Source organism: Aquimarina besae, from assembly GCF_042434905.1.
In the GTDB taxonomy this organism is placed as follows: domain Bacteria; phylum Bacteroidota; class Bacteroidia; order Flavobacteriales; family Flavobacteriaceae; genus Aquimarina.
Genome location: NZ_CP170199.1, coordinates 2,289,990 through 2,305,035 on the forward strand (window position 1 = coordinate 2,289,990; position 15,046 = coordinate 2,305,035).

Below are 15,046 nucleotides of genomic sequence, written 5' to 3' on the forward strand. Positions count from 1 at the left end.
ATCAGATATTGTTTTTAATATATGTTGCAACCCCATCCTCTTTTCCGGATAAGGTGATAACATCAGCAATTTTTAAGGTTTCAGGCTTAGCATTGGCAACCGCCACTCCGGTGCCAACCGCTTTTAGCATAGCAATATCGTTATAATTATCGCCAAATGCTACTACATCTGATAGAGAAATTTTATAATGTGTTTCCAGTAGTAATTCGATTGCAGTTAATTTTGAAATACTTTTATGTGCTACTTCTATATATGTTGGTTTAGAACGGTATAAATGTAGCGTATCGCTAAAATTAGTTTCTAAAAAACTAAACGCTTTATCAATATGCTCTTCATCACCCATACACATGATTTTATGAGCCCCTTTATTTTCGGTTTTCCAGATTTCAATAACGTCTTTTGTTGATTTCACAATTGGAGTTACTTTTGTGTTTTGCGCCTCTCTATTTGCCCAAAAATCCATTTGTGGTACAAACCAGTCATCATTGTGATATAAGCTAATATGAAATAAATGATCTTCATTAAATTTATGAAGTTTGCTTATAACATCGGTAGTAATAAATGTTGAATGTACGGGTTTTTTGTCGACCAATACTAATCCACCGTTGTAACAGATCAGGGGCATATGCGTAATTTCTAGTTCTTTTTGCAAATGCGTCATAGCACTTGGCATTCTCGAAGAAATCAGTATTACAGGTATGGTGTCTTTTACACGTTTTATTTCGGAGATCGTTAACGCTGATAACTCCCTTTCTGCATTAAGAAGGGTTCCATCAATATCAGAAAAAATAATGCGGGGTGAATTCAATTTGATTGGGGTTAGTGTATGTAAAAAGGTATTTATTTTTTTACGAAGTTAATAATAGTATCGATAACTTCAGGCATAATTTTAAGCCAGTACTCATTATAGGATTTATGATTTTCAAGCCTACTTCCTTTTATCTCTCTGAGAACGTGATTCATGTTTTCGATAATTACATATTCTGCATTAGGAGCAGCTTCCTTTAGTTTTTCCGCTTCCGAAACTTCAACTTGCAGGTCTTTATCTCCTTGCATGATTAAAATAGGAATATCTAAGTTTTTTATCTCTTCTGAAGGAGTGTATTTTATCCATGATTTCATAAACGGCTGTAGCTTATAACTAAAAATGGATTCTAAAGCGGGATCGTAATTTGAAGCTCTTCCTTTTTCCTTAAGGTCATTAAAGGCTACAGCTGCACTTTTGTCTAACCCGGGCGCTTGCTTTTCTAATTGCTGGATAACAATTTGATCCACCGATTGAGCATTTCCTGCAATAGATATAAAACCGTCAGCATCATTTTGTGCTGCAACCATACCTACTAATGAACCCTGACCATGACCTGCAATTATAATTTTTGTATAATTTCCGTTTTTCCTAAAATAGTTAACTGTTGCTTTTGCATCATTTATAAAATCGTCTAACGAAATTTCATGTTCCTGAATTCCATAGGCATCTATTTTAAAAAGTCTCTTGTCGTATCGATAAGAAGCAATACCCTTTTTAGCCAATTCAATAGCTAACAATTTAAAAGCATCGTTTTTAGACATTCTGTCATTGCCTTCTCTATTGATAGCACCGGCATCCATAATAAATATAATTAGAGGCACACTATCATCAGAGTAAGGCGTCGCCAGTGTTCCTTCTATAAAACGATTTACTCTAACAGTTGCAGAGTTATACTCTTTTTCTGTTTGCTCTTGTGCCAGGCAAAAGGTAGAAATGGCGATCAGTAAAATTGAAAACCGTATTTTCATATTTGGGGATTTAAAAAATGCGTATTTGTGAAACGTCAAATACGATATCATATTTTTAATTCTAATTTTATTTTAGATATTCTCTGATAAAAATAACATTTAACGATTCACTAACATACCCTTTTTTATCTTTGCTTCAAAATATAAACTAATGAATACACGATACGCTATACTTTTTTTGTTGTTACTTGTTTCTTTTAATGGATTTTCAATTACAGAAGATTGGGGAAAAACAGGACATCGGGTTACGGGTGAGATCGCAGAAAGCTATCTTACAGACAAAGCTAAAAGAAATATTAGTAAACTTTTAAATGGGAAGGGTTTGGCCTTTGTTTCAATTTATGCTGATGAAATTAAAAGTGATGATCGTTTTAGAGGTTATAGCCCTTGGCATTATCTAAATTTTCCTTTCGACAAGAAATATGGCCAAGAAAAACCGAGTGAGAATGGTGATTTAGTTCAAGGTATCCAAAAATGCATTGAGGTTTTAAAAAGTGAAACTTCTTCTGAAGAGGATAAAGAATTTTATCTTAAAATGCTGGTACACTTTGTTGGTGATTTACACCAACCATTACACGTAGGAAGAGGAGAAGATAAAGGAGGAAATGATATTCAGGTGCGTTGGTTTAAAGAAGGCTCTAATCTGCACAGAGTATGGGATAGCGAGATGATTGATTATTATAAAATGAGTTATTCAGAATTGGCAGATAATGCAGACGAATTATCTATCGCCGAGATAGAAGCTATAGAAAAAGGTGATGTTTTAGATTGGATTTATGAATCTCAGGATCTTGCAAAAAAGGTTTATAAATCTGCTAATGTAGGAGAGAAATTGGGGTATAAATATATGTACAACCATTTTCCTACGGTAAGAGCTCAACTACAAAAAGGAGGGATACGTTTAGCCAAAATTTTAAATGATATTTTTGGTTAAAAGGAAAATTAATCACTCAATGCAAGGTCTTTGCGATATTGCTTCGGAGACATAGAAAAATATTTTTTAAATGTTTTAGTAAGATGGCTTTCATCTGTATATCCCAGTTGATAAGCAATTTCTGCAATGGTAAATTCGGTATTTTGTAATCTATATTCCACCAGCTTCATTTTATACTTGGTTACGTATTGATGAATGGATTCTCCAGTAGCTTTTTTGAAGTATGTACTGATAGAACTCTGAGACATATTAAACTTTTTTGCCATATAACTGATCTTCGTTAGATCGTTGTCATAAACGTTTTGTCTAATGTGGCTAAGTATTTGCTCAATTCTTGAATCGTTGATAGCTATTTTTCCATTATGAGCACTGTATTTTGCAGAAATATTCCTTACAATAATACTTAAGATCGTACTTATAGCATTCGAAATGATTTCCTGATAGTATATTTTTTCATTTTTGAATTCTTCCATTACAACATTATGAATATCCCATACAATACTGCGATCTTCTTCGTGCGAGATCACATCACCCGGAATAATATTTGGGTGGTGCAGTAACTGCTCAATTCTTTGTAACCAATATTGTCTATCGGGTAAGTTCACTTTACTGGAAAATAAAAGTTCGGTAAACTTAAAGTGCGTAAATGCAGAATGTTTTTCTATTTCAAAATGGTGTGTGTCTTCAGGCGCCAGTAAAAAAATATCTTCTTTCTTATAACGAAATCTCACTCCATTAATAGTGTGATACCCACTTCCGTTCTCTACAAAAATGATTTCAAAGTAATTATGATTATGCGGTTCCGCTTCCCATTTATCAAATGAATATTGATGTACAACAAAAGTTTCGTGTAAGGTATAGCGATTCATACTCAAGTCTTTTGTCTTAAAGTTACAAAAATAAAATCAAAACAAATAGGTTGATTTATACTTGTATTCTCTGCCAAAAATGTTGAAGATTGTTGATAATTAGTTAGTTGTTTTTATGTTTGTACAAGTTGAAGCTTACATTATACTAACAAATAAGAAAACGCTATTGTATTTTTGGATTACAAAATTTTGACACAAATCTCCGATGAAATTTAGGGTGTTTCTATATACAATAGTACGAATATTGTATGGAATATTTTTGGTGTTACACAATACGTATAATGTGATTTTTTATACCGATTTTTTAAATAGTGTAGAAACATATCTTACTTAAACAACTTTGTTTGATTACGAGCTGATCGAAACACTGGCAGCTCACGTTCCCTTTGAAGAATTTATAATTAGATTATTTTTAATCATAGGTTTTTTTACCAAAAAAATGCTAATGGGAGCTTCCTTTTTATTTCTTTTTTGGCCTTCATCTTATTTGATACCTACTCTTTGAGTCTGTGTGTAATTCATCTTATCTTTCTCCTAATTACTTTGATATTACGGGGAAAAGAGCATTATAATGTAAGATCGGTAGACTATTCGAGAAGTCTCTATCAAATCGTATAGAAATTATCATAACCTTAAGGTTAGCTTATTACCCTAAAGGTCAGGTTAATTCGAGAGTTTGAGATTTTTTTGGATTTTGGAATTTGATGTAACCAATGTTCCTGTGTTTTTCCGCGCATGAGAAGCAAACTTCCGTGTTGTAATAAAATTTTTTGCTTAAGATTTTTTGTTTTGTGTTTGAAATAAAACCATCTTTCTTCTCCAAAACTTACAGAAGCAATAGTAGGTTCTGGTCCTAATTCTTTTTCATTATCAGCGTGCCAGCCATTACTATCTTGACCATCACGATATAGATTGAGTAGACAGGTGGTAAATACATCCGGGCATACATTTTCTATTTCTTTTTTAATAAATAATAGTTCATCTGTAAATTGATGAGGCTGCATCGTAATATTAGAATATGTATACGTTTTTTTGTTGGAAGCATACAAAGCTGTCAATCTAGGTTGCTTATATACTTTGCCAAATAACTTGATGTCGTCTTGTTGCCATTGTATAGATTCTAGTAATGTTTTAAATAACTCATCGGACTTATTTTTATTAAAAAAACTGGGATAATAGATAACATTAGCATCGGTCATTTTTAATGTTATCGGATCATTTTGAGAAGCAAATAAATTCAAAATTGAAATATAATTTTAGAGATAAGAGTACGCCCAATAAATCAAGCCAAATTGAAGAAATATTCTAAGGATGAGCAAAGATTTCGGTAAGTTAAGACTTGCTTTTTTATTTAGAAGCATATGCAGGTGAACAGGGAAAAATACGATAAGCATCAAAATAATAGCCCAAATAGATAAAAATTTAGTTGAAGAAAACAATAAACCAACTCCGGCAAGGATTTCAGCAATACCGCTGAGATATACAAATTGCTTGTGATATGGAATATACAAAGGCATAATTCTCATAAATGCCTTCGGTTTGATTAAATGAAAAATTCCAGCTAAAATAAAAACTGCTGATAAGATATAAAAGTGCCAATTCATTAAACTCCGGTGGTTTTTTCTTTGCCAGCACTACTTAGAGCAAAATCTTTGCTTCTGGTCATATTTCGTATATAACTCACTTTTCTAAATCGCATAGCGGTCCAATCTTCATCGATAGCCACTTGTCGTACAGGTTCTAAATTATAATCACCTAACACTCCCCAGCCGTCATCTCTTGTTATTTCAGAAGTGAATTTTTTAGAACTTTTTTTAGGATACGCAAACCAGAGAATCGCATCTCCAACGAGTTTAGGGTATATCGTTTCAATTCGGCTTTCAATTTGTTTTTTTTCTATAACAAAAACCAGTGCAAAATCTACTTCTGATACCTGTACCAAGGATTCTTTGATCATAACATCTTTTAGACAATCCAATTCTTCACAAAACCCTTCGGGTTCATTAAGTATCAGTATCTCATCCAGAGTAGGAGGAAGCTGTAGTTTTTTAAATAGCGAAGTCATGGTAGAGAATTTTAATTAGAATAAGTTGTGTTCTTTAAAGATACGAAAAAATATAATTAAGATTCTTCATTTTAACGTTATCCTATAGCTTAGGTTTTCTAAAAATAAGTAGGGTAGTAACTTAGATACTCCATATTTTTCTTTTTTAACTGATATTCAAATAACGAATACTTTTTCATTAACCTCGTTTATTAAATGTTTAGAGGCACTTAGTATTTTATGGACATCCATGGTAAAACTATTTAGTAATATAGTGAAGACTTTTAACCTAACACAAATCAAACCAATGAAAAAATATTTTAGTTTTTATATTCCGATTCTAATTTGGACTACAAGCATTCTATTCATTTCTTGTGAATCGCAGGAGTTTGAAGCAGATGATCAGCAAAATCAGTATGATAGTTTTATGTTAGAACAAGCTTTTCCTGATGAAACAGGAGAATTACTTAGAATAACATTAGAAGGCGATGAGGTAGATGTAGAAAGTATCAACAAGCATTATATACTAGAGGGTGATATTAAAATTATGCTTTCAGATAATAATAAGGGTGTTGGTAGAGTCGGTGGCAGATGGCCAAATAACACTGTGTATTATTCAATTCAAAGCGGGTTGCCAAATCAAGCCAGAATAACGAGTGCCATTACTCATTGGGAATCCAAAACTGCTTTACGATTTGTACGTCGTACGAATCAGTCAAATTATGTTTACTTCAAAAGTGGATCAGGTTGTTCATCATATGTTGGACGGATCGGTGGAAGACAGGATATTACATTGGCTAATGGTTGTTCTACCGGAAATACAATTCACGAGATTGGTCACGCCATTGGGTTATGGCACGAACAAAGCAGAAAAGACAGAGACCAATACATAAAAGTACTGTTTGAAAATATACAAAGCGGCAAAGAATTTAATTTTAAAACATATTTGGAACAAGGACAGGATGGAAATGAATATACTTCAAGTTTGGATTTGGGAAGTATAATGATGTATGGATCTTATGCGTTTTCGAAAAATGGCCAACCTACCATAGTTCGTTCCAATGGAAGCACTTACAATGCACAACGCAATGGTCTCTCGAATAGTGATGTAATCGGAATCAACAAAATGTATCCGCCGGTTACTTCTGGTAGTATTATCGAATTGAGAGGGAATAACAATAACTATGTAAGTAGTGAAAATGGGAGTAAACCTATGAATTGCAACAGAACCACAGCACAAGGATGGGAGAAGTTTGAATTGATAACACTTAGTGGTGGGAAAGTAGCGCTTAAGGGAAACAATGGTAAATACGTAAGTAGCGAGAATGGTAATAAACCTATCACCTGTAACAGAACCCAAATAGGCTCTTGGGAACAATTTACGTTGGTAAGCAGAGATGGAAACAAATATGCATTAAGAGGAAATAATGGTAGATATATAAGTTCGGAAAACGGTGCAAAAGAAATGACCTGTAATCGAACAGCCATAGGAAACTGGGAAGAATTCGTAATTTCGGGATTGTAAATTTACTGAATTTGTGAATGAAAAAACACCGCGATTTTCGCGGTGTTTTTTTGTCTTAAAGCATCAGTCTATAATCTTAGAATTTTCAGGATCATCAAATAATTCACCTTCGTCTTCTAAAAATGTAATATCTGTAATTGTTGCTTCTCCTAGTTTATCCGTCATTCCTTTTTCAGACGTCCAGCCATAAAATTCCCATTTCGTAGCAAACGGAATATCATCTACGGTTGTAAATTCTTTATATTGTATCGCATGTGGATCAGCTTCAGCATTTTTAGTATCACCATCACTACCAAAGGTAACAATATATGCAGCAGCTTGAAGAGCTTTTGTTTTTGGATCAGCATAGATAATGTACCAGTCATCAGGAGCATCACCGGTTCCTGGCTCAAAGCTGAGTTTTGCCGTACTGTGGACAACTCCATCAAGCTTTCGATCGTCTTGCATTTCCCATTGGGTGCCGGGATCACTTAACTTATAAGGGAGCCCAAAAAAATAAGTCCAGGTAAACATATCAAAACGTGCACCTTTATCATTGGCGTCTGCAGGACATAAGTATACATTTTCTCCATCATAGATAAGCTTACTGTCATCTTTTTTATCAATTCTGATTTTTGATGAATTTGTGAGCATTGTAATTTTTCCATCCAAATGTTCTTTTCCATTAAAAATAATGTTGGCATAAAAGCTAACTGCCTTATGTTGTAAAAATGTATCCTTCTTATGCGCTTTTTCGATACTTTGAATAAAATGATTAGTAATAGATAATGCTCCATCCCCAATTCCACCATTGGATTCTACAGGAATAGCGTCTACATTTTCTTTTACTTCAGATTCCTTGTTTTCTTCTTTTTTGGTTTGATTACAACTAAGTATGGTAATGGAGAGTAATACTATAAAAAATCTTTTCATGGTGAGGTTATTTGTGTTATAACTCTAAAGTACTAAAACCATAAATAGTAGTATAATCTTTATGAAAATTGTAACAGATATATTCCTAAATAGCGAGTTAAGAAATATTTTCTTTTGTTAAATGTCAGAAATAATGTAACAAAAAGCACTTGTCAATTACTAATTCAATAGATATCTACACTAATTATATTCAATTTAATAGCAAAGGTATTTAGCTTTAGTAATTGAGTATGTATTTGCTAAAATACAAGGAGTAATTTTTCACTTTATGTTTAATAACAATAAATAACAACACATGAAACAGACAGTAAAGAAATTTTTGGGTGTATGTATGATCGTACTTTGTATGGCATGTATGCAAACGTACGGACAAGAGGTAATAGGGACCTGGAAAGGAAAATTATCTGTACAGGGTACAGAGGTTCCTTTGGTATTTCATATTGAAGCGAATGAAGGAGCTTTATCTTCTAAAATGGATAGCCCTGCCCAAGGTGCAACCGGAATTCCTATGGATGCAACAGTCTTTCAAAACAATCAATTAACTTTGACGTTTAAACAAGCAGGGATCAAATATGTAGCATCTCTTGAAAACAATAAATTAAAAGGAACTTTTTATCAAAGCGGAATGGAACTACCATTAGAAATGGAAAAATCAGAGAAAACAATACCAGGGAATCCAGCATTGGTTTCTTCTGATGCAGAATTAGAAAAAATGGCAAGTTTAGATCAAGGTAACTACAAATACTCTGTAGAGGATTATTTTGCGAAACCCAAAGCCAGGAGTTTTCAGTTTTCTCCAGACGGAAAATATCTTTCGTATAGAGAAAAAGATGAAAACAATAAAAATCACGTATATGTAAAAGAAATAGCAACCGATAAGGTTACACGTGTAATTGAGGAAAAAGAAGAACTGATAAGAGGATATGGCTGGGCAAATAATGAGCGATTGGTGTACGTAATGGATAAAGGAGGAAATGAGGATTATCACCTTTTTGCGGCAAATATAGATGGTACTGATCAGAAAGAATTAACGCCTTATGAAGGTGTACAGGTTAATATTCTAGAGGGATTGAAAGAAGATAAAGATCATATGATCATCTCTATGAATAAAAATAATAAACAGATTTTTGAGCCTTATAAGATCAATATTGTTACCGGAGAAATTAAACAATTGTTTAAAAATGAAGATGCGGCAAACCCTATATCAGGATATAACTTTGATAAAGATGGTAACCTTAGAGGATATGGTAAAATAAGAGATGGTGTTAATATAGATTTTTACTACGCTAAAGAAGATGGCAAGTATGAAATCATTAAAAAAATGAATTGGAAAGATACCTTTTCAATACTAAACTATGATTATGCCACAGAAAATCCACACGACGCCTATGTAGTCTCGAATCTGGAAACAGATAAAGCTCAGATTTATTTATACGATCTTAAAGCTGATAAAGTAATAAAAAAATTATTTTCTAACGATAATTATGATGTGTCTAATCTTTCGTTATCAAGAAAAAGAGGGTATGAGTTGGATTATTTCTCATATGAAGGAGAAAAAAGAGTAATCGTTCCTATAAGTGATTATTACAAAAAATTACACAAAAAAATTACCAAGAAATTTCCTGATCATCAATATTCAATTTCTGGTAAGACAGATGAAGAAGACAAGTACTTAATCTTTTTACGAAGTGATAAATTGTATGGAGTTTATTATTCTTATGATGCGGTTAAAGATAAGTTTAAGTTGTTGTATAACTTAATGCCACAGCTCAAGGAGAATGATATGGCAGAGATGCGTCCGATTACCTTCAAAAGTAGAGATGGATTAACGATACACGGATATATTACCTTACCAAAAGAAGCAATAAATGGTAAAAAAGTACCACTAATTGTAAATCCACACGGTGGGCCACAGGGCATCAGAGATTCTTGGGGATTCAATCCGGAGGCACAATTATTTGCGAGCAGAGGGTATGCCACTTTACAAGTTAATTTTAGAATATCAGGAGGGTATGGTCGAGAATTTCTGGAAACCGGATTTAAACAAATCGGTAGAAAAGCCATGGATGATGTAGAAGATGGATTGCAGTATGTAATTGATCAAGGTTGGATAGATAAAGATCGAGTAGCAATTTATGGAGGTAGTCACGGCGGTTATGCTGTGTTACGCGGACTTACCAAAACACCAGACCTTTATGCTTGTGGTGTGGATTATGTTGGAGTCTCTAATTTATTCACTTTTATGAAGACGATTCCACCATATTGGAAACCATATTTAAAGATTATCAAAGAGATATGGTATGATGAGGATATTGCTGAAGAAAAAGCGATTATGGAAGAAGTATCTCCGGTTTATCAAATCGATAAAATCAAAAAGCCTTTATTTGTGGTGCAAGGAGCAAACGATCCGCGTGTTAATATTGATGAATCTGATCAAATCGTAAAAGCACTAAGAGAAAAAGGATTTGATGTGCCTTATATGGTTCGATATGACGAAGGTCATGGTTTTGGTAAAGAAGAAAATTCTATTGCGATGTATAAAGCTATGATGGGATTCTATGCTAAACATATTGGTAAAAAAGAAACTACAAAACCTGTTAAGGGATAATCAAGTAAAACTGATTTTTTTTTAAAACGGAATTACTTATCCTTTTTTGATAAGTAGTAAAAACCTCCTGAAAACTTGGGTCAGGAGGTTTTTCATTTATATACTAGATATCCTAAGAAACAAATTATTTTGATAGTACTTCTAAAAGAGATGCTTCAAAAAAAGTGTAATCAGCCATTTTTAGTTCCTCTTCTCCTGGGTTTTTTATATGAGGCAAACCATAATCGATGTTGCGGATTATCGTGTTTTTGTCAATAATTATATTTCTTGGAAACGCTTTACTTCCAAGAACATTTTTCAAAAAAGGTTCTGCATCTACCAGATGTTCAAAATTATAGTCATGCGTTTTTAAAAATTGTTTGGTTTCCTCTTTACTATCCAAAGTCATAGATAAAAAGATTACTTGATCTTTATATTTTTCTCTTAGTTTATTTAGTTCAGGCATCTCTTCTACACAAGGCTTGCAACCATTAAACCAAGTGTTTAAAAAGATAACTTTTCCTTTTAAATCATCAAGAGTAATTGTTTTATTGTTTAAGTTTTTTAATTCAAAAGGAGGGAATGGATCACCAACTTTCACGTTTATATCTGCTCGTTGAGCATATAGAGAAATAGTTCCGGTCAATAAAATGAATAGTATAAAGCGCATCTTTTTAAAAATTATTAATTTCTAAGACAAGATACTATATTTACTCAATTTCCTGCTCAGATTGTAACTCTTTCAAAAGATTTATTTCATCTTCTAAATTAGTACTGGGTAGAGATTTTTTCTGTTTAGCAAAGAATCTGGGAAACATATGTATATGTCTGTTAAAAGTATCAATTTCGGTATCCAGTATTTCCTCATCCTCAGCATCTACCAGTATATCGATAAGATCTCTATAATAAGCCACGTTATCCATAATACTTTCAAAGTTTTCCTCTTGCCATTTATAAGATACGTTTGCAAAATATACCAACTGTTCTTGATATTTTTTTGCTAATTTTTTCCATAGCGCTCTTGCTTTTTCTTTTTTGTTAATTTGATAATAGCTACTCACAAAAGAATGTAAAGGAGTATAAAACTCATAGAAATCTAAAGGCATTTTTTCGATCCCCAAATCCAGAATTTCTTCAGCTTTATCAATTTTATTTTCTTGGATCAATTGGTTGGCAAGTCTACCAAGATTTGTTCTATAAGAGATTCCATTTCTTCGGGTTTCTAGATCGTGGTATATTTCTGTACTATCTCCATTTCCCCAATCCCAAGCTTTGATGTTTTCATACATCACATCTGTATGAACTCTACCTAATTGATAGGGGTTTGATGGATTGACCTTTGTTTTTATAGGAACAAGTTTATAGGTCATTCCGTCTAATTGCAAATAATCTTTCATCCAGATATAGTCATCATCACCAAAACTACCGCCGGTAAAATAAATAGGGCGTTCCCAATTGTTATTGGCAATGATGTCTAACATTACCAGTCGATGTTTAGGAAGGTAATTACCTTTTAAATGAATATCAATATATGGTACAATTTTGTCGGCATCCTCTTCGGATACAATTCCGTTTTTTAATACCGATTCCTTATCGACGGGTATTCGAATATTTCTGGTAGGGAACGTGGACACTGTTTTTCCGTTCCTAAGTTTTTCTTTAGTTCTACCATCATCAGACGTGATCCAGCGCATCCAGTTTTTAATAAGCATGGTATCTTTTGTGACCGCTTTATAAAAAATAGCATCGTTGTTTCCGTAGGTATAGAAGTCGTGTTCCAGTTGAGACGGGATTGGTTTACCTTCATAAGCTGCAGTTTTCATTTGGTCTATGTACCAATCAGTAGCTAAGAGGTTTGTAATAAGAATTCGTATATCGGTTCTATATTCTTCAATTTCCTGTACATACCACAAAGGGAAACTATCGTTATCTCCGATAGAAAATAAAATAGCGTCTTTCTGACAGGATGATAAATACGTTTTTGCTAAGGATTGAGCCGTATACCGTTCGGATCGATCGTGATCATCCCAGTTTTGGGAAATCAATAGAGAAGGCACACCGAGAAATGAAAGCACGATTACGATAAATGCGGATTTTTTAGCATCAATTTTATCTTTTAAAATTTCAAATAGTGCATAGATGCCAAATGCAATCCAAATGGAAAATACATAAAAAGATCCAACCAGTGCGTAATCTCTTTCTCTGGGTTCAAAAGGTCGTTCATTGAGATATATTTTTAGTGATAAACCCGTAAAAAGAAAAAATACAAGTAATATCCAGAAATTCTTTTTGTCGGTCTTAAATTGAAATACCAAACCTATCAATCCTAGTATTAGCGGAATAAAATAATAGGTATTTCTTGCTTTGTTTTTTACTGTATTGGTGGGTAAATTATTTTGTGATCCTAAACGGTATTCATCAATAAAAGAAACTCCACTAAGCCAATTTCCGTGTAAAGAGGATAATTTACCTTGTACATCATCTTGTCTCCCTACAAAGTTCCACATAAAATATCGCCAATACATGTAATTAATTTGGTACTGAAATAAATAGGATACATTGTCCCAGAATGAAGGAGGTTCTATATCCAAAAATTGACCAAATGATTCCAGGAATTTATGATAATCGCTATAGTCTAATGCACCGGACGCAAATTTCTTTCGGAAATCGATAACGGTATCCACCAGTTCCTTTTCATCTTGATATTCTACTTTGATAGAGAATTTCAGCGGTCCGCTAAACAACATATAATTGCTGATATGTTCTGTACTCCACATCCTTGGTAACAAAGTTTTGTGTCGATTGTCTAAGTTCTGATTTGCATTTTTCCAATCATTGACAATTACATATTTTCCGGTTTTTGCATCCTTTTCATATTTGGGTTTATCATCTTTGTATGGCTCAGTCTCATCTAAGTTGCTATAGATCTCAGTGAATTGAGGGCCATAAAACAAATAAGTTTTTGGGTATTGTTCCAGATTGTAGTACGCTAATAATTCTTTGGCATTGTTAGGATTGTTTTCATTAATTACAGTTCCTGCATTGGCTCTGATGGGTACCATTAACCAGCTGGAAAAACCTATCAAAATAAATAGAATGCATAAAAAGCAAGTATTGAGTAAAGGATAAGATTTTTTTCTGGTATACTTTAGCCCCAGATAAAAACATACGATCAGACTAATACCGGCAATAATGGTTCCTGAGTGAAAGGGAAGCCCCATATTGTTTACAAAGAATATCTCTAAAGTTCCAAAGTATTTGAGAGTATAAGGAAGCAGCATCTTAAAAATGAATAACAATACGGCAACAACGATTAGGTTTGCAACTATAAAATTTTTAAGGGTAATGTTTTTGTAATTTTTGAAATAATACAACAGACCAATAGCTGGGATCGAAAGTAATCCCATAAAATGTACTCCAAAGGATAATCCTACTATAAATGAAATAACAATAATCCATTTGTTTCCCTTGGGTTTATGCATATCTCGTTGCCATAATAAACCCAGATAAAATAAAACAGAAAGAATACAGGTAGCCATCGCATAAACTTCTGCCTCTGCAGCGTTGAACCAAAAACTATCGGTAAAAGCAAATCCCAAAGATCCCGTAAACGCACTTCCTAAAACGGTGATAGCAGTACTTTTTGTAAAATTAGACTTGGCAATCGTCAAATTTCTGAGTAGTATGCTTATGGACCAAAACATAAAAAGTATGGTAAAGGCACTGGCAACTCCCGATGTAATATTTAAGGTATATGCAATTTGATCCGGATGAGCGGCAAAAATAGAAGCAAAAGCACCTATCATTTGAAATAAAGGAGCACCGGGAGGATGACCGATTTGTAACTTTGAAGAGGTTGAAATGTATTCTCCTACATCCCAAAAACTATTGGTTGGTTCTACTGTTTTTACATAAACAGTAAGAGCGATTAGAAATGCAGTCCAACCTAATATAAGATTCCACTTTTTAAAAACAGATGTATTCATTTCTACTGATTAGCTTTTAGGAAATCAAATGAAACTTAAAATTTAAAATAAAGGGGATTTCAGAAGTTGTAATAAGGTACTAGTACGGGTATGATTTTAATCATTTCTAAAGGATTATTGCTATGTTCAATTCTTTATCAAGATTGAGTAACAAAGATTTAAAGACATTGGTGGAGTAAATGCAACGTTATAAAGTTCTGGGACAGGAGGAAAAAAAATAAGATCTATACATAGATAGATAAGCTCATATGATGTCAGTTGTTTAAAAGCATTATTTAGGTTATTGAAGAAGATGGATTTGATTATTGATTAATTATTCTATACATAAGAATCCTTATTAATTTTTTCTTAAAAAAAAGTAGTATGTCTAAATTATTAGATAATCTGCTCATTTTGAAGAAAAAATAAAAATT

12 protein-coding genes are annotated in these 15,046 nt (G+C 33.1%); 3 read left to right on the forward strand and 9 right to left on the reverse strand.

Annotation, left to right across the window (positions count from 1 at the left end):
• Position 1: 1 nt before the first annotated feature.
• Together ACE94K_RS09895 and ACE94K_RS09900 are read right to left on the reverse strand one after the other, a co-directional pair.
• Positions 2-808 carry a Cof-type HAD-IIB family hydrolase gene (locus ACE94K_RS09895; RefSeq protein WP_378183571.1) on the reverse strand — a complete coding sequence of 269 codons (807 nt, stop codon included), beginning with the start codon at positions 806-808 and terminating at the stop codon, positions 2-4.
• A gap of 32 nt (positions 809-840) precedes the next feature.
• Entirely contained in the window at positions 841-1,776 is a 936-nt protein-coding gene (locus ACE94K_RS09900; RefSeq protein ID WP_378183574.1) for an alpha/beta hydrolase, read from the reverse strand.
• A gap of 151 nt (positions 1,777-1,927) precedes the next feature.
• Here ACE94K_RS09900 and ACE94K_RS09905 point away from each other — a divergent pair, with 151 nt between their 5' ends.
• Positions 1,928-2,710, forward strand: coding sequence for a S1/P1 nuclease (locus tag ACE94K_RS09905; RefSeq protein ID WP_378183577.1), 783 nt, complete (start codon positions 1,928-1,930; stop codon positions 2,708-2,710).
• An 8-nt stretch (positions 2,711-2,718) separates the two neighbouring features.
• On the opposite strand, the gene ACE94K_RS09910 is transcribed toward ACE94K_RS09905, so the two are convergent.
• The 4 genes from ACE94K_RS09910 to ACE94K_RS09925 form a co-directional block, all read right to left on the reverse strand.
• Positions 2,719-3,579, reverse strand: coding sequence for a helix-turn-helix domain-containing protein (locus ACE94K_RS09910; protein ID WP_378183579.1), 861 nt, complete (start codon positions 3,577-3,579; stop codon positions 2,719-2,721).
• A gap of 638 nt (positions 3,580-4,217) precedes the next feature.
• Positions 4,218-4,820: an alpha-ketoglutarate-dependent dioxygenase AlkB gene (locus tag ACE94K_RS09915; RefSeq protein WP_378183582.1), complete on the reverse strand. Its 603-nt coding sequence runs from the start codon at positions 4,818-4,820 to the stop codon at positions 4,218-4,220.
• Between the two features lie 15 nt (positions 4,821-4,835).
• Complete coding sequence (locus ACE94K_RS09920) at positions 4,836-5,183, reverse strand: DoxX family protein (RefSeq protein WP_378183585.1); 348 nt, start codon at positions 5,181-5,183, stop codon at positions 4,836-4,838.
• Positions 5,183-5,644: a hypothetical protein gene (locus ACE94K_RS09925; RefSeq protein ID WP_378183588.1), complete on the reverse strand. Its 462-nt coding sequence runs from the start codon at positions 5,642-5,644 to the stop codon at positions 5,183-5,185. Before ACE94K_RS09925 ends, ACE94K_RS09920 begins: the two co-directional genes overlap by 1 nt.
• Before the next feature lie 286 nt (positions 5,645-5,930).
• Between ACE94K_RS09925 and ACE94K_RS09930 the strand changes: the two genes are divergently transcribed.
• On the forward strand, positions 5,931-7,148 hold the full coding sequence (locus ACE94K_RS09930; RefSeq protein ID WP_378183591.1) for a M12 family metallopeptidase: 1,218 nt from the start codon (positions 5,931-5,933) through the stop codon (positions 7,146-7,148).
• 63 nt (positions 7,149-7,211) lie between these two features.
• Here the strand turns inward: ACE94K_RS09930 and ACE94K_RS09935 are convergent, their stop codons facing one another.
• A complete protein-coding gene (locus ACE94K_RS09935) occupies positions 7,212-8,060 on the reverse strand; it encodes a DUF6503 family protein (RefSeq protein WP_378183594.1) in 849 nt (282 codons plus the stop codon).
• Between the two features lie 295 nt (positions 8,061-8,355).
• On the opposite strand from ACE94K_RS09935, the gene ACE94K_RS09940 reads away from it, so the two are divergent.
• Entirely contained in the window at positions 8,356-10,668 is a 2,313-nt protein-coding gene (locus ACE94K_RS09940; RefSeq protein WP_378183597.1) for a S9 family peptidase, read from the forward strand.
• 124 nt (positions 10,669-10,792) lie between these two features.
• On the opposite strand, the gene ACE94K_RS09945 is transcribed toward ACE94K_RS09940, so the two are convergent.
• Complete coding sequence (locus ACE94K_RS09945) at positions 10,793-11,317, reverse strand: TlpA family protein disulfide reductase (RefSeq protein ID WP_378183600.1); 525 nt, start codon at positions 11,315-11,317, stop codon at positions 10,793-10,795.
• Between the two features lie 40 nt (positions 11,318-11,357).
• Entirely contained in the window at positions 11,358-14,633 is a 3,276-nt protein-coding gene (locus ACE94K_RS09950; RefSeq protein WP_378183603.1) for a DUF2723 domain-containing protein, read from the reverse strand.
• Between the last annotated feature and the right edge of the window lie 413 nt (positions 14,634-15,046).